This window comes from Pseudomonas sp. P4_C8 (assembly GCF_056401975.1).
Window position 1 is genome coordinate 1 of sequence record NZ_JBFUIH010000007.1, and the last position, 25402, is coordinate 25402.

29 protein-coding genes are annotated in these 25402 nt (G+C 57.3%); 18 read left to right on the forward strand and 11 right to left on the reverse strand.

The genetic code is table 11. The features are described from left to right. Nucleotides 1-36: 36 nt before the first annotated feature. A complete protein-coding gene (locus AC1DWM_RS06015) occupies nt 37-927 on the reverse strand; it encodes a DMT family transporter (RefSeq protein WP_477794812.1) in 891 nt (296 codons plus the stop codon). A gap of 268 nt (nt 928-1195) precedes the next feature. Between AC1DWM_RS06015 and AC1DWM_RS06020 the strand changes: the two genes are divergently transcribed. The 3 genes from AC1DWM_RS06020 (at nt 1196) to AC1DWM_RS06030 (ending at nt 2615) form a co-directional block, all read left to right on the forward strand. Beyond that, a complete protein-coding gene (locus AC1DWM_RS06020) occupies nt 1196-1777 on the forward strand; it encodes a DJ-1/PfpI family protein (protein ID WP_223511278.1) in 582 nt (193 codons plus the stop codon). A 14-nt stretch (nt 1778-1791) separates the two neighbouring features. Further along, on the forward strand, nt 1792-2097 hold the full coding sequence (locus tag AC1DWM_RS06025; RefSeq protein ID WP_223511279.1) for a ribbon-helix-helix domain-containing protein: 306 nt from the start codon (nt 1792-1794) through the stop codon (nt 2095-2097). Nucleotides 2098-2270: 173 nt separating this feature from the next. Beyond that, nucleotides 2271-2615: a YegP family protein gene (locus tag AC1DWM_RS06030; protein WP_452625240.1), complete on the forward strand. Its 345-nt coding sequence runs from the start codon at nt 2271-2273 to the stop codon at nt 2613-2615. 74 nt (nt 2616-2689) lie between these two features. Here the strand turns inward: AC1DWM_RS06030 and AC1DWM_RS06035 are convergent, their stop codons facing one another. The 3 genes from AC1DWM_RS06035 to AC1DWM_RS06045 form a co-directional block, all read right to left on the reverse strand. Beyond that, on the reverse strand, nt 2690-3709 hold the full coding sequence (locus AC1DWM_RS06035) for a DUF4917 family protein (RefSeq protein ID WP_223511281.1): 1020 nt from the start codon (nt 3707-3709) through the stop codon (nt 2690-2692). 69 nt (nt 3710-3778) lie between these two features. Further along, entirely contained in the window at nt 3779-4948 is a 1170-nt protein-coding gene (locus AC1DWM_RS06040; RefSeq protein ID WP_477794813.1) for a multidrug effflux MFS transporter, read from the reverse strand. 17 nt (nt 4949-4965) lie between these two features. Next, nucleotides 4966-6201, reverse strand: a complete 1236-nt coding sequence (locus AC1DWM_RS06045) for an aminotransferase class I/II-fold pyridoxal phosphate-dependent enzyme (protein ID WP_477794814.1) — start codon at nt 6199-6201, stop codon at nt 4966-4968. Between the two features lie 200 nt (nt 6202-6401). Between AC1DWM_RS06045 and AC1DWM_RS06050 the strand changes: the two genes are divergently transcribed. The 4 genes from AC1DWM_RS06050 to AC1DWM_RS06065 all read left to right on the forward strand — a co-directional run bounded on the left by AC1DWM_RS06050 (nt 6402) and on the right by AC1DWM_RS06065 (nt 11162). Next, nucleotides 6402-7310: a LysR family transcriptional regulator gene (locus AC1DWM_RS06050; protein ID WP_223511284.1), complete on the forward strand. Its 909-nt coding sequence runs from the start codon at nt 6402-6404 to the stop codon at nt 7308-7310. Nucleotides 7311-7546: 236 nt separating this feature from the next. Continuing rightward, nucleotides 7547-8740, forward strand: coding sequence for a CaiB/BaiF CoA transferase family protein (locus tag AC1DWM_RS06055; protein ID WP_223511285.1), 1194 nt, complete (start codon nt 7547-7549; stop codon nt 8738-8740). Continuing rightward, the gene (locus tag AC1DWM_RS06060; protein WP_223511287.1) at nt 8737-9663 is read left to right on the forward strand and encodes a hydroxymethylglutaryl-CoA lyase; all 927 of its coding nucleotides are present in this window, start codon (nt 8737-8739) and stop codon (nt 9661-9663) included. The genes AC1DWM_RS06055 and AC1DWM_RS06060 overlap by 4 nt, the downstream gene beginning before the upstream one ends. 167 nt (nt 9664-9830) lie before the next feature. Further along, entirely contained in the window at nt 9831-11162 is a 1332-nt protein-coding gene (locus AC1DWM_RS06065; RefSeq protein WP_059406759.1) for an MFS transporter, read from the forward strand. A 140-nt stretch (nt 11163-11302) separates the two neighbouring features. Here the strand turns inward: AC1DWM_RS06065 and AC1DWM_RS06070 are convergent, their stop codons facing one another. Further along, the gene (locus AC1DWM_RS06070; RefSeq protein ID WP_477794815.1) at nt 11303-11791 is read right to left on the reverse strand and encodes a DMT family transporter; all 489 of its coding nucleotides are present in this window, start codon (nt 11789-11791) and stop codon (nt 11303-11305) included. 77 nt (nt 11792-11868) lie between these two features. Here AC1DWM_RS06070 and AC1DWM_RS06075 point away from each other — a divergent pair, with 77 nt between their 5' ends. The 5 genes from AC1DWM_RS06075 to AC1DWM_RS06095 all read left to right on the forward strand — a co-directional run bounded on the left by AC1DWM_RS06075 (nt 11869) and on the right by AC1DWM_RS06095 (nt 15696). After that, nucleotides 11869-12780, forward strand: a complete 912-nt coding sequence (locus AC1DWM_RS06075) for a LysR substrate-binding domain-containing protein (protein WP_477794816.1) — start codon at nt 11869-11871, stop codon at nt 12778-12780. 66 nt (nt 12781-12846) lie between these two features. Then, the gene (locus tag AC1DWM_RS06080; protein WP_452625252.1) at nt 12847-13485 is read left to right on the forward strand and encodes a LysE family translocator; all 639 of its coding nucleotides are present in this window, start codon (nt 12847-12849) and stop codon (nt 13483-13485) included. Nucleotides 13486-13502: 17 nt separating this feature from the next. After that, the gene (locus tag AC1DWM_RS06085; protein ID WP_477794817.1) at nt 13503-14852 is read left to right on the forward strand and encodes a sensor domain-containing protein; all 1350 of its coding nucleotides are present in this window, start codon (nt 13503-13505) and stop codon (nt 14850-14852) included. Between the two features lie 116 nt (nt 14853-14968). Then, complete coding sequence (locus tag AC1DWM_RS06090) at nt 14969-15127, forward strand: KGG domain-containing protein (RefSeq protein WP_007947610.1); 159 nt, start codon at nt 14969-14971, stop codon at nt 15125-15127. A gap of 65 nt (nt 15128-15192) precedes the next feature. Further along, nucleotides 15193-15696 carry a DUF4142 domain-containing protein gene (locus AC1DWM_RS06095; RefSeq protein ID WP_223511295.1) on the forward strand — a complete coding sequence of 168 codons (504 nt, stop codon included), beginning with the start codon at nt 15193-15195 and terminating at the stop codon, nt 15694-15696. Nucleotides 15697-15749: 53 nt separating this feature from the next. Here the strand turns inward: AC1DWM_RS06095 and AC1DWM_RS06100 are convergent, their stop codons facing one another. Then, nucleotides 15750-16160, reverse strand: coding sequence for a low affinity iron permease family protein (locus AC1DWM_RS06100; RefSeq protein ID WP_223511296.1), 411 nt, complete (start codon nt 16158-16160; stop codon nt 15750-15752). A gap of 375 nt (nt 16161-16535) precedes the next feature. On the opposite strand from AC1DWM_RS06100, the gene tam reads away from it, so the two are divergent. Continuing rightward, complete coding sequence (gene tam / locus AC1DWM_RS06105) at nt 16536-17306, forward strand: trans-aconitate 2-methyltransferase (RefSeq protein WP_223511297.1); 771 nt, start codon at nt 16536-16538, stop codon at nt 17304-17306. A gap of 108 nt (nt 17307-17414) precedes the next feature. Here the strand turns inward: tam and AC1DWM_RS06110 are convergent, their stop codons facing one another. From AC1DWM_RS06110 to AC1DWM_RS06120, 3 genes are all read right to left on the reverse strand, one after another. Beyond that, complete coding sequence (locus AC1DWM_RS06110) at nt 17415-17684, reverse strand: short-chain dehydrogenase (protein ID WP_223511298.1); 270 nt, start codon at nt 17682-17684, stop codon at nt 17415-17417. 459 nt (nt 17685-18143) lie between these two features. Next, entirely contained in the window at nt 18144-18503 is a 360-nt protein-coding gene (locus AC1DWM_RS06115; RefSeq protein ID WP_477794818.1) for a helix-turn-helix domain-containing protein, read from the reverse strand. Continuing rightward, a complete protein-coding gene (locus AC1DWM_RS06120; RefSeq protein ID WP_477794819.1) occupies nt 18503-18805 on the reverse strand; it encodes a type II toxin-antitoxin system HigB family toxin in 303 nt (100 codons plus the stop codon). The genes AC1DWM_RS06115 and AC1DWM_RS06120 overlap by 1 nt, the downstream gene beginning before the upstream one ends. Before the next feature lie 686 nt (nt 18806-19491). Between AC1DWM_RS06120 and AC1DWM_RS06125 the strand changes: the two genes are divergently transcribed. Together AC1DWM_RS06125 and AC1DWM_RS06130 are read left to right on the forward strand one after the other, a co-directional pair. Continuing rightward, nucleotides 19492-20412, forward strand: a complete 921-nt coding sequence (locus tag AC1DWM_RS06125; RefSeq protein ID WP_477794820.1) for a hypothetical protein — start codon at nt 19492-19494, stop codon at nt 20410-20412. Between the two features lie 629 nt (nt 20413-21041). Further along, a complete protein-coding gene (locus AC1DWM_RS06130; protein WP_477794821.1) occupies nt 21042-21449 on the forward strand; it encodes a hypothetical protein in 408 nt (135 codons plus the stop codon). Between the two features lie 276 nt (nt 21450-21725). On the opposite strand, the gene AC1DWM_RS06135 is transcribed toward AC1DWM_RS06130, so the two are convergent. Next, nucleotides 21726-22211 carry a helix-turn-helix domain-containing protein gene (locus AC1DWM_RS06135; protein ID WP_477794868.1) on the reverse strand — a complete coding sequence of 162 codons (486 nt, stop codon included), beginning with the start codon at nt 22209-22211 and terminating at the stop codon, nt 21726-21728. Nucleotides 22212-22282: 71 nt separating this feature from the next. On the opposite strand from AC1DWM_RS06135, the gene AC1DWM_RS06140 reads away from it, so the two are divergent. Both AC1DWM_RS06140 and AC1DWM_RS06145 read left to right on the forward strand, forming a co-directional pair. Further along, complete coding sequence (locus AC1DWM_RS06140; protein WP_477794822.1) at nt 22283-22831, forward strand: hypothetical protein; 549 nt, start codon at nt 22283-22285, stop codon at nt 22829-22831. A gap of 15 nt (nt 22832-22846) precedes the next feature. Then, entirely contained in the window at nt 22847-23374 is a 528-nt protein-coding gene (locus AC1DWM_RS06145) for a hypothetical protein (protein WP_477794823.1), read from the forward strand. A 3-nt stretch (nt 23375-23377) separates the two neighbouring features. On the opposite strand, the gene AC1DWM_RS06150 is transcribed toward AC1DWM_RS06145, so the two are convergent. Then, nucleotides 23378-24025 (reverse strand): recombinase family protein, encoded by a 648-nt coding sequence (locus tag AC1DWM_RS06150; RefSeq protein ID WP_477794824.1) that lies wholly within the window; start codon nt 24023-24025, stop codon nt 23378-23380. A gap of 132 nt (nt 24026-24157) precedes the next feature. Here AC1DWM_RS06150 and AC1DWM_RS06155 point away from each other — a divergent pair, with 132 nt between their 5' ends. Beyond that, nucleotides 24158-25282: a DUF3800 domain-containing protein gene (locus tag AC1DWM_RS06155; protein ID WP_477794825.1), complete on the forward strand. Its 1125-nt coding sequence runs from the start codon at nt 24158-24160 to the stop codon at nt 25280-25282. Nucleotides 25283-25402 lie beyond the last annotated feature (120 nt).

Below are 25402 nucleotides of genomic sequence, written 5' to 3' on the forward strand. Positions count from 1 at the left end.
AAGGACGCCATCGCCGGCAAGCCGGGCTCCTACAGTTTAGGCGGTGGCAATGCGTGCGGGTTTAACCGCGGTCTTGCGGCMCAACATGACGGTAACAATCACCCCGGCAGCAAACAGCCAGGTGATCGGCTCGATGTGTTCGCCGAAGAATAGTGCCGAGAAGGCGATGGTGAAGAAGATCTGCAGCAGCTGAATCTGGCTGACCCGAGCAATCCCACCCATGGCCAGCCCTGCGTACCAGGCGAAGAAGCCGATGAATTGCGAAAACAGCGAAACGTAACCAAACGCCCACCAGGTCTTGGCCGAAATCTCGCCCTGATGTTGTAGCGCCAGGTACACCACCGGCCCGATCAACAGCGGCGTCGACAGCACCAGCGCCCAGCAGATCACCTGCCAGCCGCCCATCTCCTTGGCCAGGCGTCCGCCCTCGGCGTAACCCAAACCACCCACCGCAATCGCCCCGAGCATCAGCAAATCACCGGCCTGAATGCTGCCCGCACCGCTGATCAGCGCATAACCGAGCACCAACGCACTGCCCAGCGCGGCGCAGGCCCAGAAGGCTTTTGACGGTCGTTCATGGGACAACCACGCGGCGTACAGCGCCACGCACAGCGGTTGCAGACCATTGACCAAGGCACCATGGGACGCCGGCAAGGTTTGCATGGCCCACGCCGACAACACCGGAAAACCCAGAATGACTCCGGCGATCACCAGGGTCAGGCCTTTGACCTGTTTCCAGGTCGGCCATTTCTCCCGACGCCACAGCAACAGCAACGCCGCCGGCACCGCCGCAAACAACGCCCGGCCGAGGCCATTGAGCAGCGGATGCAATTCCTGCACGACGATCCGTGTGAAGGGCAGGGTGAGGCTGAAGATCACAACACCGAGCAGGCCGAGGGCCATGCCGGTGTTTTCGCGCGAGGACATGATGGCAACCAGAATTCAGAGTGGGGGAAGAGTTTTCATCTAGCCACAAACTGCGCCGACTGCGCTGTTACAGCTAGGCGCAGAGTTATCCGTACAGTTTTAGGGCCCCTTCGCGAGCAGGCTCGCTCCCACATTGGAATGCGATCAACGGTGGGAGCGAGCCTGCTAGCGATGAACGATAACGCGGTAGTAGCAGGTTATTACCCGACCCCGCGGATAAGGACTACCTTGAATACTCCTGCGAATGTCCCCCAGAGGAGTCCTCCCCATGGCTGCTAAAAAAATCCTGATGCTGGTCGGCGATTACGTCGAAGACTACGAAGTGATGGTGCCGTTCCAGGCACTGCTGATGGTCGGTCATACCGTCCACGCCGTTTGCCCGGACAAAACCGCGGGCCAGACCGTGCGCACGGCGATCCACGATTTTGAAGGCGACCAGACCTACAGCGAAAAGCCCGGCCACTTGTTCGCCCTGAACTTCGACTTCGCAAAAGTCGCTGAAGCCGACTACGACGCGCTGCTGATCCCCGGCGGCCGTGCGCCGGAATACCTGCGCCTGAATGAAAAAGTTTTGGGTTTGGTGCGAGCGTTCGACAAGGCCGGCAAGCCGATTGCTGCCGTGTGCCATGGCGCGCAATTGCTGGCGGCGGCCGGCGTTCTCGAAGGACGCGAGTGCAGCGCTTACCCGGCCTGTGCCCCGGAAGTGCGACTGGCCGGCGGTACGTTCATCGACATCCCGGTGACGCAGGGCCATGTTCAAGGCAATCTGGCCACCGCCCCGGCCTGGCCGGCGCACCCGAGCTGGCTCGCCGGTTTTCTCGGGTTGCTGGGTACCAAAATCACGCTGTAACGAGGGACTTGTCCATGTGCGAGCTCTACGTCAAGGCCGATCCGATCCTCTACGAATCGCGCTCCCGCTCGCTGCGCATCTGCGGGGTGGTCACCACCCTGCGGCTGGAGAATCAGTTCTGGGACATCCTCAGCGAAATCGCCGAAGTCGACGGTATGACCACTAATCAGTTGATCGCCAAGCTCTATGAGGAGGTGATGGATTATCGCGGGGAAGTGGTGAATTTTGCGTCGTTTTTGCGGGTGAGTTGTATGCGCTATCTGAGTCAGCGACGGGTGGTTGCGCCGGAGTTGTCAGTGGTTCGGTCGGTGGTGAAGTAGCGCAGACCATGTTGACCCCTTCGCGGGCAAGCCCGCTCCCACAATGGACTGATACACGCAAATACACTGTAGGAGCGTGGCTTGCCCGCGAAGGGGCCGGAACAGGCGACAGATTTCCCTGGCTGGTCTTTACTCTGAAGCGCGAAGCCTCTCAATTGCCAAGGAGAAAGAGCATGTCCGGATGGTATGAAGTGAGCAAAACCAGCAGCGGCCAGTTTCGGTTTGTCTTGAAGGCGGCCAATGCCGAAACCATTCTGTCCAGCGAGCATTACACCACCCGCAGCGCGGCCGACAACGGCATTGCCTCGGTGCAAAAGAACAGTCCGCTGGATGAACGCTACGAGAAAAAGACCACCAAGGATGGCCATCCTTACTTCAACCTCAAAGCCGCCAACCACGAAATCATCGGCAGCAGCGAAGCCTATTCCTCCGATGCCGCACGGGAAAAAGGCATCGCCAGTGTCAAGGCCAACGGGCCGACCACGGTAATCAAGGACAAGACCTTGCCGGTGCTCTAAACACACCGATAACCTATTGTGGGAGCGAGCCGGCTCCGGGCGGCGATCCGACGATGGCGGCAGCCGCTCCGGCACTAAACCTCGACTGGAACAGTCAGCTTCGGACTACCCAGCACATGCGTCTTCGAATCAAAAAACCGCAATTGCGATCCCGTCCCCTCAAACACCTTCGCGTAATGCCGCTTCTGATGCTGAATAAACGCTTTGCTGCGCGGATAAATCGAGATCGCCACCACGGTTGGTTTTGCCTGGCGTAGCGCATGAACGATATGACTGTCCTGCTCGCCCAACGCATGACCAAAAACGCACAACCCGTCGCCATGCCCCAATAACTGGTCATAACAAAACGACAGATAATCCGAGCTGCGAATCGTCTTGAGCTTGTCCTGCGCCGGCCCTTCGTTCACAAACAGCGGCACGTCATCCAGCGTCTTGATCGTATTGTTGATCGCGAAACTGCCGAGCAACGTGCCCTCGGTCGACATCAATTTACGCGCTGTGCCGTCCTGGTTTCGCACCAGATGCAAACCACCGTGCAGGTACAACAAACGGGTTTTCTCGGTCGCCGTGACGCTCAGGTCAAAGCCCGGCTCGGTGCCCTGGAACAGGTCGGTGATCGCGTCTGGCTGATGCTGGATGGACCAGTAATTAAGCAAGTCATAGTTAGTGGTGAACACCGTCCGATAGTTGCCCAGTTCCTGGCTAATAATCGCCAGGGTCGAAGGCACCACCAGCCGCCATGGAATATGCACGGCGTGCACGGTGTTGATCAGCGCTTCCTTGATCGCGTAATAGCGATTGCGCGGTGCGGCGGAGCTGACAGCCAACGCCTTGTTGACCCGGCTGGTGGTTTTCAGCGCGCTCAGGACTTGTTCGAAACTGCGCGTCTGCATCGCCTCGAACACGCTCAGCTCGGATTGGCTCAGGGGTTTTTCTTCGACAGTGCGTGCATTCTCGAACAGCGAGTCGTAACCAAAATCGTCCCACACGGCGCGGCTGGCGCCGTTGCCTACCAGCAAGCCGCTGAACGAGGCGGTGGCGCGCAAGGCGTTCCAGTCTTCAAGTTGGGCATCAACATCCTGGAAATCGGTCATTGCGGTGGTCGTCTCGAAGCAAAGGGGCTAATGGGCGGCGACTTTATCACGGCCGGGCGTCGAGTCAGATCAACATGTAGGTTGGCGACCCGGCGCGAGCATCACGCAGAGCATCGCGCCCACCGCCAGCAACGTGCACAACAGCGACAGTGGCCACGCCTGCGGACTGGCAATCAGGCTGGCAATCGCGCCAATCACGGCAGCCATCAGTTGATGAATAAAGCCGCTCAGGGCCATCGCATAAGCGCCGCCTACCGGTGAGCCGTCGTTAGCCAGCGACAGGCTGATCGGGTAGGTCAGCGATTGCCCGAACACCGCCACGCAATAGGGCAACCAGAACAGCAGCGCAATGGCTGTGCCGGTGACGCTGCCCAATAACATCACCGCGCTGCCGGCCAGTACCAGTCCGACGCCGGCCGACATCAATCGGCGCTGACCGGTGCGCAGTACCAAGCCATTGACCCCCAACGCCCCCAAAAAATATGCCGCGCTGATCGGCCAGCCCAGCAGCCCGTATTCCACAGCCGACCAATTGAACGGACCTTGCAGAATCAACGGCGCGGCGGTGTTGAAGGCGACGATCACCCCATAACCGAGGCCGCCGGTGAGGGCCGGCAGCAGGAAGGCACGATCGCGCAGAATGCGCCCGTAACTCGGCCATGCGGACGACTGCACATTGTCCTCGGTCAGCAGCGCAAACGGGACCCGCGCCACAACCGTCGCCATCAACAGGCTCGCGCCCCCTAACAGATAGAAGATCGCTGACCAGCCCAGCGCCACCTGAATAATCGACCCCAAGTACTGGCCGATTCCCAGCGCCACCACAAATGAAATCGAAATCCACGACAACGCCTTAGCCAGCAGATCGCCGCGGAAGCTGTCGCGGATCAGCACCCGGGCCATCACCGAAATTCCGCTGGCACCGATGCCCTGAATCAGTCGAATCATCAGGAACGATTCAAGTGTCTGGCCCAGCGGCAGTGCAAGGTTGCCCAGCCCATAAATGCCCAGCGCCGCGAGCAATACCGGCTTGCGACCGATGCGCTGACCAAGGCTGCCCCAGAACAACATCGGCAGCGCCATCCCGATCAAGTACACCGCCAACCCCCAGGACACCTGCGAGGCGTCGGCTGACAAATGCCGAGCCATTTCCGGCAGCGCCGGCAGGTAAATGCTCATGCCCAGTTGAGCGAGAAAAACCGTGCTGCAAGTGACGAGGAGGGTGGTGCTGCTCTTCATGACATCTTCCCTGGTGTTCAGTCGCCGACGACCCCGGCGGGTGTGCATAAAAGCTCAGTGACGAGCTCACAAAAGTGGCGGATCAGCATCGGTTCCATGTCCGCCCGTAAAGTGATTCTCAGAGCAGCCTTGCCTTGTGCGACCACCGGAAAAAACACCGCCGAGGTGAAGAAACCGAGATTGGCCAATGCGATGGCGATGCGGTTGGCCAGCACCGCTTCACCGCAGTGGATCAATCGAATTGCCATGTTGCTGCCGTGCTGTGCGGTTCGGATCAGGCTGTCAAAGAGCCGGATATTAACCTGAAGTTTTTCCTGCAACGCGGCAAATGCCGGCGTTTGATGCAACTCGATGGAGGCTCTGCCCGCACCGATGGCCGCGCTGTTCAGGCTTTGCGACCAATTGCTGGGGCCGCCGTAGCGTTGAATCAGCTTTTTCTGCCGTTCATTGCCCAGCATCACCAGCCCGCCGCTGGCGCCAAACGATTTGGCCAATGAGGCAACGATCAGGCCGTCATCTTCCAGGGCCTGAAACCTGGGGCGCACCAGGCCGGCACCGAATGTGCCAACGGTGGATAGCGCATGGGAGTCGTCGAGGTAGAGAAACAACCCATAACGGTCCTTCAGGTACAAAAGACTGTCCATGTCGGCGACCCCGCCCATGCTGTACGCACCGTCGGCAACATACGCGACCCTGGTGTTTTGCTGGCACTGGGTTTCCAGAAAATCCATGTCGTTGTGCGGACTGGTCACGACCCTGGTTTCATCGGCGCAGGCGGCTTTGAGGTGATTCATCGAGTAGTGCGCCAAGCGGTCAAACACCATCACCGGCGGCCGGTTTTCGGTGAACACGCCGCTGGCCAGCAGCGGCAGGATGCCGGCACTCGCCGCGCTGCACGACAAGGTGCTCAGGCAAGTGGCGCCGAACAACGCTGACAGCTCGGTTTCGTACTGTTCGAGGATCGCCAGTTTGCAGCGGTTTTTTGAGTTGGCGACGCGCAGGGTGCCGGTTTCCCACAAGGTGGTCATGGCGCCGTCGAGCAAGTCGGGATGGTGATCCAGGCCCAGGTATGAGCTGGTGCAGAAGTGATGAAACGCGCGTCCGTGCTGGTCAACCATGCGGTTGCTGCTTCTGATGTCGACATTCAGTCCAGCGACTTTCCCGGCTTCTGCGGTTTCCCAGTCGTGATCGGCCAGCGCGATCAGTTTTCGATAGTTGGTGAAGGTATTTGCCGCGTGCGTTGTCTGGTCCATTTGAAGTGTCTGTCCTTGAGTGGTGAAGCCGTCCGTGTGTGTTGCCAGACTTTACAGAGTGCGACATTGACGCTGAATCGGCCGTTTCCGCTTCGGTTGAGTGTTACAAGAGATTTATGTGTAGGGCGATGGCTGTGTGGATGTGGGGCAAAACCCGGTTATCCTGCCCATTCAGCCGCGCAGAAGTCATCGAGCCCTCCATGCTGCAAAAAAGCCTGATCCGCCGTCTCGACCTGATCACCCTCCAGCTGTTCGTCGCCGTCCACGAAGAGGGCACGCTGACCCGTGCCGCCGCGCGTGAAGCCATCGCGGTGTCGGCGGCCAGCAAGCGCTTGATGGAGTTGGAAGAGGCGCTGGGGATCAGTCTGTTCGTGCGCCAGGCCAAAGGCATGACCCTGACGCCGGCCGGCGAAACCTTGCTGCACCACGCCCGGCAGATGCTGTTCAACGTTGAGAAAATGGGCCTTGAACTGGGCGAACACAGTCACGGCATTCGCGGCTATGTGCGCATGCTCGCCAACCTGTCGGCGATCATTCAGTTTTTGCCCGAGGACCTGCGGGACTTTTCCGAGCGCCATCCGCAGGTCAAGACCGACCTTGAAGAACGGCCCAGCGGCGGGGTGATTCAGGGGGTGCTGGACGGCGTGGCGGACCTCGGCATTTGCTCCATCGACAGCGACATCAAGGGGCTGCACAGCGTGCTGTACCGGCAGGACAAGCTGGTGGTGTTGATGCTGCCTGATCATCCGTTGGCGAGCCATTCGAACCTGGCGTTTGCGGACACGCTGGACAGCGATTACGTCGGTTTGCATGCTGCCAGTTCGATCAACATGCGCACCCATGCCGCGGCGCGCCAGGCGGGCAAAGTGCTGCGATTGCGCATTCATGTGCCGGGTTTCGATGCAATGTGCCGGATGGTCCAGGCCAATATGGGCATCGGGATTTTGCCGCAAAAGGCTTATGAGTTGTTTGGCCGGGCGTTGGGGCTGCACGCGGTGCCGTTGACGGATGAGTGGTCGGATCGGGCGTTGATCATTGTGGTGCGGGATGAAGCGGGATTGTCGCCGGTGAGTCGGATGTTGTTTGAGCAGTTGCGTGGGGCGGGCTGATATTTTTTTGTTGATTGTGCTGGCCTCATCGCGAGCAGGCTCACTCCTACAGGGGATTTGTGGACGCCGCAGATCCAGTGTGGGAGCGAGCCTGCTCGCGATGACTGACCTGAGGTCGCGGCAATCTTCCATTGCGTTCGCATTTCACGAACGCCCGTTGCCAACTGAAGGTTGGATTCCTCACCCCTCGCTCCTCTAGCCTTGGCTCATATTCCAAGAACAAGAGGTACCCCGCGATGACTGCCCCACTGAGCGCCATCAAAGTGATCGAGATCGGCACGCTGATCGCCGCACCCTTTGCCGCGCGCATGCTTGCCGAGTTCGGCGCCGAGGTGATCAAAATCGAAGCCATGGGCCAGGGCGATCCCCTGCGCAAGTGGCGAAAACTGCACGAAGGCACGTCGCTGTGGTGGTACCTGCAATCGCGCAATAAGAAGTCGCTGGCGCTCAACCTCAAATCCCCTGAAGGCATCGAACTGGTCAAGCAACTGGCGACCAGTGCCGACGTGCTGATCGAAAACCTGCGCCCCGGCGCCCTGGAAAAACTCGGCTTGGGCTGGGACGTTTTGCACGCCCTCAATCCCAATCTGACGCTGGTGCGGATTTCCGGTTATGGCCAGACCGGCCCCTACCGTGATCGGCCGGGTTTCGGTGCGATCGGCGAGGCCATGGGCGGGATCCGCTACACCACTGGCACCCCCGGTTCACCGCCAGCGCGGGTGGGCGTCAGCCTCGGCGATTCCCTCGCGTCGCTGCATGCGGTGATCGGCGCCTTGATGTCGTTGCTGCGGGTCAAGACCGGGCAGGGCGGAGGGCAAGTGGTCGATGTGTCGCTGGCCGAAAGCGTGTTCAATGTCATGGAAAGCCTGGTGCCGGAATACGACATGCTCGGCCATGTCCGTGAGCGCAGCGGTGGCGCCTTGCCGGGCATCGCTCCGTCCAATACCTACCTGACGGCCGATGGCGCTTATGTGGTGATTGCCGGCAACAGCGACCCGATCTTCAAGCGCTTGATGGAGGTCATCGGTCGGCGGGATCTGGCTGATGCAGCGGAATTCGCCCATAACGATGGCCGTGCATTGAAAAGTAATGTGCTCGACGCCGCGATCACCCACTGGACCAGCAGCCTGCCAATCGACGCTGTGTTGTCGGCGCTGGAAGCTGCCGAAGTCCCCGCCGGGCGCATCTATTCGGTGGCCGACATCGTCGCCGATCCGCATTATCAGGCGCGAGACATGTTGCTCAGTGCCGACCTGCCGGGCGGCGCCAAAGTGAAGATGCCGGGTATCGTGCCAAAGCTTTCGGAAACCCCCGGAGAGGTGAACTGGTCGGGACCAAGCCTGGGCCAGCACACCGACGGGATTCTCGCTGGGTTGGGCCTGACGGACTCCGACATTGAACGCCTGAAAACTGAAGGGGTGGTGCAATGATCACTGACTTTTCCCAAACCCTGATCGTTCAGGAAGTCTCACCGCGCGACGGTTTGCAGATTGAGCCGACGTGGGTCGAAACCGCCGACAAGATTGCCCTGATCGATCAGCTGTCGCTGGCCGGTTTCAGCCGCATCGAAGCCGGCTCGTTCGTGTCGCCCAAAGCCATTCCAGCGTTACGCGATGGCGAGTCGGTGTTCAAGGGCATCACCCGGCAACCGGGGGTGATCTACGTCGCGTTGATCCCCAATCTCAAGGGCGCGCAACGGGCATTGGCGACGCAAGCCGATGAGCTGAACCTGGTGATGTCCGCCAGCCAGACTCACAACCTGGCAAACATGCGCATGCGTTGCGAAGACTCGTTGGCCGCGTTCGGCGAGATTGTGCGCTACGTAAAGGGCACGCAGGTGCGACTCAACGGCAGCATCGCCACCACGTTTGGCTGCCCGTTCGAAGGCAAGATTGATGAGGATCGCGTGCTGCAAATCGTCGATGCCTATCAGGAACTCGGGATTCAAGGCATTACCCTGGCCGACACCACCGGCATGGCCAATCCACGACAGGTTGACCGCCTGGTCCGTCGAGTCCTGCAACGGGTTTCGCCCGTGGATTTGACCCTGCATTTCCACAACACCCGCGGCCTTGGCTTGTGCAACGTGCTGGCGGCCTACGAGGCCGGAGCCCGAAGGTTCGACGCGGCGCTTGGCGGGCTCGGTGGTTGCCCGTTCGCACCGGGTGCTTCGGGCAATATTTGTACCGAAGACTTGGTCAACCTGTGCGATGAAATCGGCATCCACACCGGCATCGATCTGCCGCTGCTGCTGCGCTTGTCCCGAGGATTGCCCGCGCTGCTGGGCCATGAAGTGCCCGGTCAACTGGCCAAGGCCGGCCGCAATTGCGACCTGCACCCAAGCCCTTCCTGACCACACCGAACCCCTGTAGGAGCCGAGCTTGCTCGCGATGACAGAGTCACATCCAGGATTGATGTCGACTGAACCACCGCTATCGCGAGCAAGCTCGGCTCCTACACATCTCAACCAGACAACAAAAACAATCGGACACCCACGGGAAGTCCGCCTGGAGAATCATCATGAGCCTCAATGTACTGGAGGCGGGTGCGAGCCCGTCCGTTAGCCACGACGAAGAAAAAGCCCTGGTCAGCAAGGTCGCCTGGCGCCTGATGCCGCTGATCATGGTCTGCTACCTGTTCGCGTTTTTCGATCGCATCAACATCAGCTTCGCCAAGTTCCAGCTGCAAACCGACCTGAGCCTGAGCGACACCGCTTACGGCCTCGGCGCCGGGCTGTTTGTGGTCGGTTACGTGATATTCGAAGTGCCAAGCAACATGATGTTGTACAAGGTCGGCGCGCGGCGCTGGATCGCCCGGATCATGATGTCCTGGGGCCTCGCCACTGCTGCCATGGTCTTCGTCAACAGCGAATGGCAGTTCTACGCGCTGCGCTTTGTGATTGGCGCGATGGAGGCCGGTTTTGCGCCGGGCGTGCTGTATTACCTGACGCTGTGGTTCCCGCAGCACTATCGCGGACGTATCACGTCGATGCTGTTTCTGTCCTCGGCGTTTGCCGGTCTGGTCGGCGCACCGTTCTCCGGATTGGTGCTGCAACACCTCGATGGCTTCCTCGACATGCGCGGCTGGCACTGGCTGTTCCTGCTCGGTGGCGTGCCGTGCATTGGCCTCGGCTTGCTGGTGCTGACGTTGCTCAAGGACCGCATCGAAGACGCCCATTGGCTGACGCCGTCAGAGAAGACGCTGCTGGCCAGCCGCATCGCGCACCATGAACCGCACAAGAGTGGCGGCTCGCTGCTCGCCGCGCTACGTATTCCGGGTTTCCTGACGCTGGGGCTGATCTACTTCCTGATTCAAGTGGCGTCCTACGGCTTGAATTTCTGGGCCCCGCAACTGATCCGCAGTGCGGGCACTGAAAGCCCGGTGATGATCGGTTTGCTGACTGCCATCCCTTACATCTGCGGCGCAATCAGCATGGTGGTGATCGGGCGGTTGTCAGACTCGACCGGTGAGCGGCGCAAGTTTGTCGCAGGCCTGGTGGCGGTGGGCGCGGTGGGGTTCTTCTGCGCCGGGATCTTCGCCAACCACACGACCTTCCTGATTGTTGCGCTGGGCTTGCTCGGCGCCGGGATCATCGCGTCGATCCCAAGCTTCTGGACCCTGCCGCCAAAACTGCTGGCCGGTGCCGGCGCAGGGGCGGCGGGCGGGATTGCGGTGATCAACACCCTCGGTCAGTTCGGCGGCATCGTCAGCCCGGTAATGGTCGGACGGATAAAGGACCTGACCGGCAGCACCACTCCCGCGCTTTACGTAATCGGCGTCGCCGCGCTGATCGCCGTTGCGTTGTTGATGTGGGGGTTGCCGCAGAAGCTGCGTACGCTCGACAAGTTCTAAAATCTGCGGTGCTGCATGGGCCGCCATCGCGAGCAGGCTCGCTCCCACACTCGATCTGTGCCCCGCCGCCGATCAAAGGTGGGAGCGAGCCTGCTCGCGATGGCGGCCTGACAGTCAATATCTCACTGTCAGTTGTCCCCTCAACCCACCGTCACCAATCCCTTGGCCGGCGTCCCACTGAACTGAATAAGCGCCACACCGACTATCAAAAAAACCGCCCCCAACACCCGCGGCAAGGTCATCTGCCGTTCCACCAACCCAAACAACCCAAAGTGATCCAGTACCAACGACGCCACCACCTGTCCCGCCAGCGCCAAAGCAATAAACCCCGAAGCCCCGAGCTTGGGCAGCAGCATCAGCGCCAACGAAATGAAACACACCCCAAACGCCCCTCCGGCCCACATCCACAGCGGCGCCTTGCTGATAAACCCCATCGACGGCAACGGTAAACGCAGCGCCACAATAATCGGCAACAACACCACAATACTCACCAGCAATGACGCGAGCGTCGCCCACAACGGATGGCCCAAACCGCGCGTGAGGTTGGCGTTGATCGCGCTCTGAAAGGGCACCACCGCCCCGGCAATCACGGCCAGCAGCAACAACCCGGCCCAATGCAACGTACTCATGGTCATTCTCCAACAGGTTTTGCTGGACTCTAGAGTATTCGTCGCGCAGATTTAAATTCCAAATTGCTATCCAGAACATGCATCAGATGAATGATCTACGGCGCATCGACCTTAACCTGTTGGTAATCCTCGACGCCTTGCTCAGCGAGCAGCACGTGACCCGCGCCGCCGAGCGCCTGCACTTGAGTCAGCCGGCGGTCAGCCATGCCCTGGCGCGATTGCGTGACCTTCTCGGCGATCCATTGCTGGTGCGCGCGGGTGCAGGTCTCGTTGCCACGCCGCGAGCATTGGAGCTCGTCGCCCCGCTGGCCGAAGCGCTGGCCCAGGTGCAATCGCTGTTGGCGCCGAACACCTTCGATCCGGCCACCACCAAGCGCACCTTTCGCCTGGCCATGTCGGACTACGGCGCCGCGATTGTCTTGCCAGGGCTGATTCGAACCTTGCGCCGGGAAGCGCCCGGTATCGACCTGCAAATCAGCCACGCCAGCCGCGAAGGCATGCTTGATGGCGTGCTCAACGGCGACATCGACGTCGCGGCGGGCGTCTTTCCAGAGTTGCCGAACGAGTTACGCAGCACCCCGCTATTCGAAGAGCACTACGCCTGCCTCGTCGACCGCAACAGCCTGCCCGCTGACGGAGTCCTCGACCTGCCAACCTACCTCGCCCGCCCGCATGTCCTGCTGGAAATGCGCGGCAGCGGCACCCCGGAAATCAAACGGGCCCTGACGGCATTGCGCGAACGCCGTCGCGTGGCAATCAGCCTGCCGCACTGGAGCGTGGCGCCGGAATTCATCAGCGGCACGGATTTGATTCTGACTGTGGCGTCGCGTGGACTGCGCGACGTTGATGAGCGGTCGTTGGTGGTGGTGCCGCCACCGTTTCATATTCCGTCGTTTACGTTTGTGCTTGTGTGGCACAAGCGGCGGGGCGGGGATCAGGCGTTGAATTGGTTGAATGGGCGGATTGAGGACGGGATAGCGCGCAGTTGATGATTGTGGCGCGGGGGCTGGGATAGACTGGCGCCCATTCACCAAACAGTTCAAAAGGATTTCCCGATGACTCCATCGCTGCTAATGGCTGTTCTCGCCTCGGGCTTCATCTACGGCATCACGCCGGGGCCGGGTGTGTTGGCGGTGTTCGGCATTGGTGCTGCGCGCGGTCGGCGGGCAGGGGCGGGGTTCTTGTGCGGGCATCTGCTCGGGGATGTGGTCTGGTGCAGCACCGCGTTGATCGCGATTGTCGGTGCGCGGGAAATCGGCAGCACGGCGTTCGATGTCTTGGGCGTGCTCAGCGGTCTCTATTTGTTCTGGCTCGGTTTGCGCGCCGTGCGGGCGAAACGCAGCAGTGCAGAGGCGCCTCAAGGCCCGGCTCGCCAGCCGTTCTGGCACGGCATTCTGTTCGGTCTGACCAATCCCAAGGCTTACCCGGTGGCGGTGGCCACGTTCACGGCGCTATTGTCGAGTCGCGCGGAACTGCTGCACTGGTCGATGTTGCCTTGGTTGATTGTCCTGAGCTTCGTCGGTGGCCTGATCGCCTACGCTATTCTCATCGGCATCGTCGGTGCGCGGCAGGTTCGTACCTTGTATCAACGCCATGAACTGGCGATCACCCGGTTGTGCGGGGTAATGTTTATCGGTTTTGCCATTAACGCCCTGGCGCACGCGTTGCCCGGGTTGGTCGCGAACAAGGCTTGAATCTAGAGCAGGGCACCATGGCAAACAGAAACTCCGCGCCGCTGGCGAGCTACATCGATCTGTTGCTGGACGCCGTTTGCGCGGTCGACAAGCAAGGTCGCTTCGTATTTGTCAGTGCGGCTTTCGAGCGCATTTTCGGTTACACCCCCGACGAAATGATCGGCCAGTCGATGATTGATCTGGTGCATCCTGCCGATCGCCAGCGCACCCTCGACGCCGCTCGAGAAATCATGGGCGGCGAGCCCAAACTCAACTTCGAAAACCGCTACCTGCGCAAGGACGGCCAAGTGGTGCATATCCTCTGGTCGGCACGCTGGTCGGAAGTCGATCAGTTGCGCATCGCCGTGGCCCGGGACATCACCGAACGCAAGCAGGCCGAATCCCGGCAAGCGGCGTTGTATGCGATCTCCGAGGCGGCCCACACAGCGGAAGATTTACTGACGCTGTTCAAACGCGTTCACTTGATCATCGGCGAATGGCTGCCCGCACTGAATTTCTCCGTGGCGCTTTATGACGAACACTGCGCGCAGCTGAATTTCCCTTATCACGTCGACGACGATGAACTGCAACCCGAGCAGCCTGACACCATGACCGGGCGCCTGTGTGCGGAAGTGATCCGCAGCGGTCAGCCGATTTTACTGTCCCCGGAACAGGACCATTCGCATGCAGGCTTCGAGATGTCGGTCGAAGGCCCGAATTCGCCGTGCTGGCTGGGCGTGCCACTGAACTCGAAAAACGGCACCATCGGCGCGCTCATCGTCAAAAGCGTGCCGGGGGGCGAGCGCTACACGGAGCAGGACAAGGAACTGTTGCAATACGTCTGCGCTCAGGTCGCGACCGCCATCGAGCGCAAGCAATTGCTTGCCAGACTGCAACAAATGGCGCAGTACGACCAGCTGACTCAACTGCCCAATCGCGGGCTGCTGCGTGATCGTCTCAAGGCTTCATTGGCGCTGGCTCGGGCAGATGGCGGGCGCATGGCGTTGCTGTACGTCGACCTTGATCGCTTCAAGGACGTCAACGACACCCACGGCCATACGGTGGGCGACATGCTGTTGCAAGCGGTGGCCAATCGACTGAAGGGTTGCGTACGCGAAACCGACACCGTGGCACGCATCGGCGGCGACGAGTTTGTGGTGCTGCTGCACAGCATCCACGCTTCGGAGGACGCTGACCGTGTGTCGGAAAAAATACTTCAGGTCCTGGCGCAGCCGCTGCGTCTGGACGGGCACAGCCTGAACATCCAGATCAGCATCGGCGTCGCTCATTTCCCCGAACACGGCACCGAAGAACAGCAGTTGCTCAGGCATGCCGACGAGGCCATGTACACCGCCAAACGCCAGCATCATCTGCGGCTCGAAGTCTGAAACTGCGCCGCCGTTTGTCGCTGCGTTTTCAGCTTTTCTAAACCTTTTGGGGCTCGTCGATTCTGATTTTATGCGGGCTGTTGCTCGCCTGGGTCATAACCAAGAGGTAGAGAATCATGCCTAACTCAAGAAACTCGAACTCGGGAAACTTCGCCAACGATCGAACTAAGGCGTCTGAAGCCGGTCGCAAAGGTGGGAAAACTACCACTACGACTGTTGATAAAGACTCTTCGAAACCCGAAATGGGCCGCAAAGGTGGTCAGAAATCCAAGTAGTGGTGTTGATTGAGAGGCGGGGGCGAAAGCTCCCGTTTGAATTTTTTTACAAGGAGGGCGCGACCATGAACAGGATGGCCACCCGAATACGTCACGCAGGTTTTGTCACGTTACTGAGCCTGTGTGCCAGCAGCGCTTTTGCCCAGTCCCCCGCAGAATTCATCAACGATGCTTCGGCCCAAAGCATGGCCGACATTGAAGCCAGTCGACTGGCACACCAGAAAACCGAATCCAAAGAGGTCAAGGACTACACCATCGTCGTCATCAATGACCGTACTACCGCCAACCAGCGTTTGGCGAAAATCGCCAAACAACTGGATTTGCCAGTAGCCCCGCGGGAAGAAGTGGTCGAGAAGGCCAAAGCCTTGATGCCGCAAGTGATGGACGGTGCAACCTTTGATCAGGCCTACGCCGCGAGTCAGGAGAAAACCACCCAGGCAGCCATTGAACAACTCCAACAGGAAGCGCAGACCACCGACTTGCCGGAAATCAAAGCCTTCGCTGAAGAAACCCTGCCCAAACTGCAAAACCATCTGCAAATGGCCAGGGCGTTGCAGGCCGGTCGTTAGTGACATTTAAAGAAAACGGCGCGTGACTCACATCACGCGCCGTTTTATTTTGCTCAGCACTCATTCAAATTCTGTTTGCGCTGGCTCGACGTCGCCAGCCCCGCCAGGTCATGCACCTCTTTTTCGCCCATGGCGCGATAGTGTTTGCGCAGCGCTTCCAGTTGCTTGAGGTCCAGTACCTCCAGCCCCAGCATCGCGTTCTTTGCCTCCTTGTTCACCCGCAGCAACTCATCGATTTTCAAATGCAGGATGTCGGTATCGCGGTTCTGCGTGTTCTGGATCAGGAACACCATCAGGAACGTGATGATCGTGGTGGACGTGTTGATCACCAGTTGCCAAGTATCGTTGAAACCAAAAATCGGCCCACTCAAGCCCCACAGAGCAATAAGAATCAGCGCCCCCATAAACGTCTTGGGGCTTCCGGCCCACAGGGCGAGTTTCTGCGAGATTTTTGCGAATTTCATTGCCGTGTTCCTTATAGGGATGCGCCTGAATTTCAGACAGCGACGGCGTGTTGAAAATTCTGCTGACATTCCCGGATTCGGCGGTGAGGCGAGTTTTGTAGCAGCTGGCGAAGCCTGCGTCCGGCTGCGTAGCAGTCGTGAAATCATGCGGCTCGGTGTTTCAGGGAGACCGAGAACTCAGGGTTTACGACTGCTGCGCAGCCGGACGCAGGCTTCGCCAACAGCTACACAAAGGACCTGGTCATTGAGTCTTATTTCAACCGACCAACGATTGCGTTGGCCAAAGGTGGGATAGGGCAGACAGCCTCTGCCGAGGTATCGTATCGAACCGGTTGTCCGCCTCTGCCCACAACAACGCACCGACAGGAGAACGCAATGAGTTGGTCCGCCAAACAATACGTCGCTTTTGAAGATGAACGCACCCGCCCGGCACGAGATCTGCTCGCCGCCATCCCGCCCGTGGACGCGCGCTCGGCCATCGACATCGGGTGCGGTCCCGGCAATTCGACCGAGTTGCTGGTCGAGCGCTTCACCGGCGCCACGGTGCGTGGTGTCGACAGTTCGACCGACATGATAGAAGCCGCTCGCAAGCGCTTGCCAAACGTGCAGTTCGACACCGTTGATATCGGCACCTGGAACGATAGCGGCCCGTTCGATGTGATATTCGCCAACGCAGTGTTGCAGTGGTTGCCCGATCACGGGACGTTACTGCCTTCGCTGGCCTCCAGACTGACCCAGGGCGGCAGCCTGGCCATTCAGATGCCCGACAACCTCAACGAGCCGTCCCATCGCCTGATGCGCGAAGTGGCCGCCGAAGGCCCATGGGCCAGCAAACTGGCGGACGCGGCCGGGCAACGCACAGAGATGGCGAGTGCCAGCGATTACTACTCGATGCTGCAACCGCACTGTGCGCGAGTCGATGTGTGGCGCACCACTTACCATCATCCGCTGGCGGACGGTGCGTCGGGCGTGGTCGAGTGGTTCAAGGGCAGCGGTTTGCGGCCGTTTCTTGAGCCGCTGGATGATGCGGAAAAGGCGCAATACCTCAAGCAATACCATGCTGCGATAGAGCAGGCTTATCCGGCGTTGAGCGATGGTTCGGTGCTGTTGCCGTTTCCGCGGTTGTTTATTGTCGCGACTCGGTAAGAACACACTGAACCTGTGGCGAGGGAGCAAGCTCCCTCGCCACAGTGATACGTCACAATAGTCGGCCATGAAACGCAAAGGACGCCCCGAAAGGCGCCCGCTATCACGTCAGGATGGTTCCGCATCCATGCGTCGAGCGATGACATCCAGCACATCGCAACCATCGCGCAAAGGCACACAGCACAGCAATGCAAAATCGCTGAGGATGACCGAGTCAGTCGTGATATCACCTCGCATCGCGAGGTTTTCGAGGATCTGCGTCACGGCTCGAATTCTGTAACTGGCCGTGCTGAGCAGTGAGTGCAGCGGTTGGGTGGTATTGACGAATAACGAGGGGAGATCGTCGGCGTTGCTGGTTAAAGCCATATATTCTTTCATGCGTGATTACCGTTAGTAGGTGAAAGACCTACCACTCAATCGTCGCCAAACAATAGGGCGGTAGCTGTACGCAGGTTGGCGAACCGGACAACGGTAAAACCGGCAGACCCGAAGGTCTCCCACGCACAGCCACCAAAAAAAGCGCAGCAAAGTGCAGTCAGAAAATGCTCCGAAAAAACTCGGAGATTTCTGAATCGTTGTCATCGAGTCGCCAAACCCGATACGCCATTTGGGCGCGGATCGGACTATAGGCCTCGTGACAAAGACACAGCAATGCGCAAGTGTACGGACAATTCCCCGCGTCGTGTAGGACGTTGCCTTTTCGTAAATTGGCCACTTTTGTGCCGCCAGTGAATGGTTGATCGACACCTGATTCGGCAGTCGTTGACTAGCAGTCCACACAAATTCCGCCCACAAAAAAACCGGTCACCAAGGACCGGTTTTCGTCTTGGCCACCCGTCAGGCAGCACCGGCGAGCAAACTCTCGTACGGAATTCGCAAACCATCGTGCAAACGCTTGATCATCGACAGACTCAGTTTGCGCTTACGGTTCAGCACTTCGGATACGCGCCCGCTCGTACCGATGAAAGGTTCCAGATCACGAGGGGTCAGGCCTTGCTGATCCATGCGGAATTTGATGGCCTCAATCGGATCGGAGGGCGGCATTGGGTAATGCTCGTCTTCGTATTTTTCGATGAGCAGCGCCAGAATTTCCAGCTCATCGCCTTCAGGCGAACCGATTTCGGCACCCCACAGTTGCTCCACTCGAGCAAATGCAGCGGTCAGGTCTTCCTGGCTGCGAATAGGTTTAATGTCCATTACACGGTCTCCGCGTTGATCTGATCATATTGGGCGTGGGTGCCAACGAATCTGATGAAGCCGAGCTGTCGTTGATAGTCGATTGTCAGAATCACTCGATATTTGTTGCCGCCGATGTTGAATACAACCCTGCCGCCCTTGAGGATGCTGGCCGTTCTCAGCTCCGCCTTGACCTCTTGAGGCGTGCGATAGATGGCTTTTTCCATATGTCGATACCATTCAACAAGCGGTGTTTCTGCGTCAGTGTAGGCTGGACTGCTTTCCCAAAATTCCCGCAATGTCCCTTTTGCAATCACTCGCACCGCAAGTCCTCCCGTTTTGGGAGATAGTAGTCTTCGCATTGACGAGATGCAACCGTACCAGTGCAATGCCATAACGGTCGCGAGGCCCTGAAACCCTATTGCATTGACGAAATCCTTTATTGGCGCAAGAAAAACGCTAGCAGGGCCACTTTCGTGCCACCAGTGAATGGTTGATCTACACCTGATTTTGCAGGCACTGACTGGCCATTCAGCCCGAAGAAACTGTTCACTAAATCCCGCCCACAAAAAACCGGCCACTCAGGACCGGTTTTTTTCTATCTCTACATCCCCCGTCAAAACCACCTTAACGTGAGATCAAAATTCGATTGGAGCGGGTGAAGGGAATCGAACCTAAACCCAAGTGTCACGTAAGCCAATGATTTATAGGAAGAAACGTCATGGATTGTAGGAGCAGTTTGTAGGAGTTCAAAGCTCCTGCAACGTGAAGTGTCCCAAGGGCACCTCCTAGGAATGGATCACGTATGCGGAGGCATTGAAGTCATTGTCTGGCGCTCAACTTGATGGAAGCTTATAGGGAGATTCTGGCACCGCACGAACCGTCCTTGTGGCCCGTCCGGGCAAATGTCCCAAGGCAACCAGCGGTGAGGAAAACTGCCACTGTCGAGCCCCTTGAAGTCCTCGCACGATCTTTTATGCTCGGTCGGAATTCATCTGAGCTTGCCTTTATGACCAACTCATTCCTACCACCGGGCGCGTCTGATTTCGACCTGAGCTGTTATCAAATTTCGCCGTGCATCGACTTCATGAAGTTTTCCTGCCCGTTCGTGGATTTCGGCTTGCCCTCTTCTCGACTCAAAAGGCACGTCGATCCATTTACGGGCAACGCGATCTTTACGCTGCACGATCCGCGTCCGGAGGAGGTCAGCACTATTGCAGAAAAGGCTCCGAACGCGGTGCTTGAAGCTCTGGAAGTGAGCTTGGACTTCTTTCCAAAAAAGGGTCGGTCATTGTTATTAGCCGACCGGGATGAGCGCTTGGAGCAAGTGCGCCAATGGCTGATTGGTCAGCTTTACCCGTGGGAGGCACCGGGAATTCAGGCTGCCAGTCGCGCATCCCAAGCTGCCAAGAAGGTGGAGGCTCTATTTAGTGGTGACGTTGAGCGCCGGCCCTACCCGCGAGAAACTCTTTACCTTGGGCACAAGGACGCAAAATACGCCGCTATTGATCAACCGAATTTCGCGTTCATGCGGGTCTATCGAAAGGTCACCGACAACAGGCAAGCCCTTGCACCGAACAAGCGGTGCTGCCGGGTCGAAGTCAATCTTAATCAGGAAGGCTGTGCCCACTTTCAGCTTCAACGTCCCGCAGACTTGCTGAATTTTAACTACCGTAAACTCGGAAGCTATTTTCGGTTGATTCGCCCGCAGGCTAGGCCCGTCCTGTTGAGGAGGTTGCGACAGTCAGAGCCCAAAATGGCAGAGGTGCTCGAAAAGGCGCAGACCAGACATTTCAATGAGAGATTGGAGTCGGTGGGGGCCTATGCCGCTGGTTTCAACCGATCCGCGTTTATCACTAGTGACCGGTCCGCAAAAGCAAATGACCGACTCCAGCAAGCCTTGAAAAGTTTGACCCGCACTTGGCGCTGAGGTCGAGCCTGCGTCGAAACCGGGACAATCGCTGTTTCTCCCAGTTGGTCAAAAGCCCGACGCGCAGGGCGTTTAAACGTGCAAAGGCATGTGCCGTATAACTGTTGCTTTAACTGTCGTTGTTTATGCTCTGTGCAATCACACCAACAACCCCAAAATCTAGTCTCACCGGCGCAGTGATTCCCTTCTGGCCAAAGCTGCCTTTTCTTGAGCTCTTAGGGTAGTCCGGTTCAGATAAAAATCGCCCGGCGAGGATTGCGTGGGTATAGGGCGAATGCCTATGCCTGGCTGAGGGCTTGCCTGAGCTCGCCTAAACGCTCGTAGGTGACGCAACCTCGCTCAGGCGAGATTGCGTCTTAGGTGAACGCTGGCGAGCCATGAGCAACAAGTCATGATCCTGTCGCTCAGTCGGTCGTTGGACGGTCGGTTTACTGCCGGGCGCCTGATGGAAAGTCGCACAGACTTGCCCATCTGTATGGCTTCGGCCTGACCAGCCATTGAAATCGGCTTTGACTGCCACGCTTTGTGGTCATGACCAGCTGAGAACGACCCATTGCTGCCGGTGGCGACAGGCAGCAATCGAATACCGTGACTATTCTTTCGGTCATACAGCCAACAGGAATTGGTCAATGACCCCGCTCACAAAACGTAGAGTTTTACTCACAACAATGGCGTTGTTTGTAATGGTTCCGCCGACAGCATTTGCTGCATTATTCGGTGTTATGGGGCTGATGGCTTCAATCGCGATTATGTCAGAAGGCGACTTCTCGGGTTGGCTGACACTCCCAACGGTAGTGTTCGGTTGGCTAGGGGTTTATTCGGGGTGGCGCATCTACTTTGGACTCCTGTGGTCGCGACCCAGATTCAGAAGCAAGGCCAGGTTGATGGTCGGCTTGTTGTGCGGAATGCTTGCAGCTGCGGTCATGATTTACGGTGTTCAACCGCTTAGTGTCAGTATCCCTTTATTTGCGCCCGGCATCATCGCTGCAGCTATTCTGGCCGTGCTGATGTGGAACAGTCCTGCTGAAAACCAATGATTAAAAGCGTCAACCTCACGTGCCATACACTGAGGGTTGAGCCGTCCATTGTGACATACCAAATGTCCACTACTGGCCGATTACTGCCTATGGGTAGTCAAGAGGAGTGCAATTTTGCAACTTAGATGAATCTAGCTGTAACCCGTGCGGGATATGGGGTGTAGCGATTTTCGTGCAACACAACGCATACATAACGCAACCGCAAAATGCGCCTGAAGCTCGTTGTCTTTGAGTCCGATGTGGCGCTGTAGGTGGAAATCAGCCCCGGATCAGGGACTACTTCGACGTGCTGCTCAGCGTGCCCCAGCGCACAGCTGACACTAACCCCCAGTTACCGGCGTCGTTCGGACGACGCCACTTCGCCACGGGCATTGCCCGGAGATATCTCAGTGCTTCTTCGAATGAGCTGAAGCGCTGTTCAGCGTATCTGTCGCCCACCCGGAATGAACCGTCCCTTGGGCTAGCAAGTCCTCGATGAAAGCAGGTGCCATCAGAAGCAAAGGGCACCTCCTCTACGGCTTCGTATGGTGCTGCTGGCGCGACGATCTCGAAAAACGCAACCGGATCTATGCCCAGAGCGTCCGCAAGCCCTTCAATAGCGTCCAAGCTCGGATTGGCCATCCCGCGCTCTATGCGGCTGACGTAGCTGCGAGCGACGGCCGCATGGTCCGCGAACGCTTCCTGGCTGAACCCGCTCGCAAGCCGGAGTTGCCTGAATTGTTGACCGAAGCGCTGTCGTAAGGAAATTCTCATGCATGGCATTTGGCTGGTATGCGACACTCAGAGGCCACGCTCTATTCGTGCCAATTCCAACCTGCGAGAAACGCCCAATCATGAACGATCTGCTGTCATCGCGTTCCTTCGAACTACCGCGAACAACCGACAATAAAGGAGATGGGGCTGCTGCAAATTTTTGGGCTCCCGTGCTCAAGCGCACCGGAGCAGTGGTGGTAGCGCTAGCCGTTTGGTCCACCGCAGCCATTGCGGGAGAGTCCTTGGACGCCCTGAGCACTCGCATGAGAATCAGTGTGATGAGCGCAGGAATAAAGCACGGCGATTTCTCATCCTTGGCTGCACTTCCCGTTAAAGGCTACAAGGACGGAATGGCGGGTTTTATGCGCCAGTTTCACTTGTCCCCAAACCCTGAATATAGTTTCACGGATTGTGGAGACGATATTTTAGTGACGGACACCGGATACAAACCTGGCTGCAGAGTTTCAATAAAGCTTGCGAGCAAAAACGACGATGGGAGTTTCAGAGATCGCGGTGTCAGGTTGGAGTATGGGATTGCCCCCGGTTCCAAGAGATTTCAGCCAAATAATTCAGCGTATGCAGAACATGCGATAAGCGGCGATGGGCTGTTGGAAGCTCAGTTCAACTGAACAAGGAACGTCAGGATGTTGATGAAAGTAAACTGCAACCATTGCCAAGCGAAGGTTGATTCGATTGCCAAGACCTGTGTCCACTGTGGCGCGGAGGACCCGGGAAAGGGGAAAACTTCATTATTTGAGAAAGCAATTGGCCTATTGCTTTTACTCGTGATGTTTTGGGGAGTATTGACCCTACAAGACGTAGTCGTTAAGTGGTGGAACAAGGATCAAACCCTTGACATGGCGAAAGAGGCCGCGTGTAAAACTGACTTGCAATGCTGGGGTGACAAAAACGCCGTAGATGCTGAACTCGCTTGCGGACCAGCCGTGGAGCGACTGGCCAAATACAGCGTCAGATGGACTACTGGAGCTCTGCACATGAAGTTCCCAAGCTTCAGATGGCAGGGCAAGGAAAAATCTGCCCTGTCTTACGTGGGCGATAAAGTGGAGTTTCAGAACGCTTTTGGCGCTTATCAAGCTATGAACTACACCTGCGACTACGACCCGGTCCATAAGGTAGTTCTCGGTATCTGGGCCAAGCCGGGACGGCTTTGACCACTACCCATTTCTCTCCACTTCAGGGGTGCGGTTCGTCAAGCTAGAGATCGTTGCCCTTGAAACTCCATAGGTGCGTGCCAGTGCGCTTATGCTCGCACCCCGCCCAAGTTCACCGACAATTACTGATCGTTGCTCAGGCGCGATTTTGGACGGCCTGCCAAGCACTTTCCCTTCTGCCTTCGCCCGCGCCAACCCTGCCTGAGTTCGCTCAATGAGTAAATCGCGCTCCATTTCGGCAACGGCTGCCAGCATTGACAGCAGGAGCTTGCCTGCCGGAGAGGTCAGGTCAGTCGAGCCGAGCTGGTGAACGACAACTTTGATGTTTCTTGATCCCAGGTCTCGGACGGTCTGAAGCACGTCAATCGCATCCCGACCGAGTCGGTCCAGCTTGGCGACCAGCAAGGTTTCACCATCACGAATCTTAGTCAGCAACTCTTTAAACGCTGGCCGCTGGCTAGACGCCGACTTACCACTTATGGTGTCTGCAAACCAATAGTCGATAGTCCAACCGGCATTGGTGAGTTCCAGACGCTGGTTTTCTGAGTCTTGCGATGAGGTTGACACTCGCCCGTAACCGAAGGTAGCCATTTTGCTTTTATCCTGTTGGAAAACGGTGTCGAAAATAGGATGCCATGCCAGAAAAGCCAAGGCTAATTTCCTGGCAGGTTAGCCGGGGGGGTGAGAGGGCTGCCAGAAAACGGTCGATTATTGGCAGGGAGGCTCGCRATTTTAATTATTCAGAATTTAGGTGTTATTGCAGTCGCAAACGGAGATGCAAGCATGACGATTATTGAGGATGGTATACCACTACCTGAGGAGACTGGTAAGCAGTCCAAGCAGGTAAAGCCGAAATTGACAAAGGACGAGAAAATAGAAAAAGAAAAGGCGGAACTGTTGGCGTCTCTTGCTGCCTCCGATTTCTCCTCCATGAAAGCCCGTGTTGCTTCGATTCTCAATCTCTACCCACAGGCAAGAAATAGCGATATTACGTTGTCTTTAAAATATTGGGCTTCCTTCCAGCCTGATATTTATAACGAAGCCGGAATACTGCCAAAGGATCTATTTCGCCTTGAAAGGCTTCATTATCTGGTTCGGGCAAGAGCGAAAATCCAGAATGAATACGGGCTGTTTCAAGCGGAGTCTGATATTAAAAGAAGTCGACGTAAGAATGAGGAGAAAATGGAGTATGCGGTTTTGCAAGATGCCGAGCCAAGAAAGGTTGTTCAAATATACTCAGATGAAACCGGTAAAACTCATAAGTTTGTGATTGTGGCATCTGTTTGGGTTCTCACGGGGCGTGCCGTGTTTTCTGTGTCAAAAGCAATAAAGGACTGGCAAGGGGGTTCTCTTTGGAAGGATAGAGAGGTGCATTTTACAAAATTCGGAAGAAAGGATTTAGATACGCTAAAAGAGTATTTGAATGTCATTCTTGCGAATCGAGAGTTTTTGGGGTTTAAGGTAATCGCTGTCGAGCGCTCTAGAACAAATCGCCCAATTGAAGAAGTGGTTCAAAAGCTGCATGAGCATATGTTGATAAGAGGTGCTGCTCATGAAATCGAAAATGGCAGGATTGATTTGCCAAGAGATATCGAGGTCACCATCGATGAGGAGCAGTCTCTAGACTCATTTGTTCTTTCTGAGCTCAAGGGAAGAGTTGAAAGTTCTTATGAAGCCGGTTATGACGGCAAACTGAAGCTTGTGAGTTTACAGACTACATCTTCTAGAGTTAGTCCTCTCGTGCAGCTTTCTGATTTGGTGGCTGGGGCCGTAGGACGATACCTAAATCATGATGGTGAAAGAAATTTCAAGGACGAAATGGCAGAACTAGTAGTCCAAATGCTTGATTTGTCACTAACAGAGTCCGGCGTTCCGGGGTTGGATGCGTCTGCACTTTTTAATGTTTAAGTAAATCTTAATGATGATACAGGAAAGGTGTATGCGTCAGGTAGCTACATAGACAGTGGTTGGTGGAGCTCGCCGAGTCTCTTTTTAATTTTAGGGAGCCTCAGCGAGCGTAGGTCACCG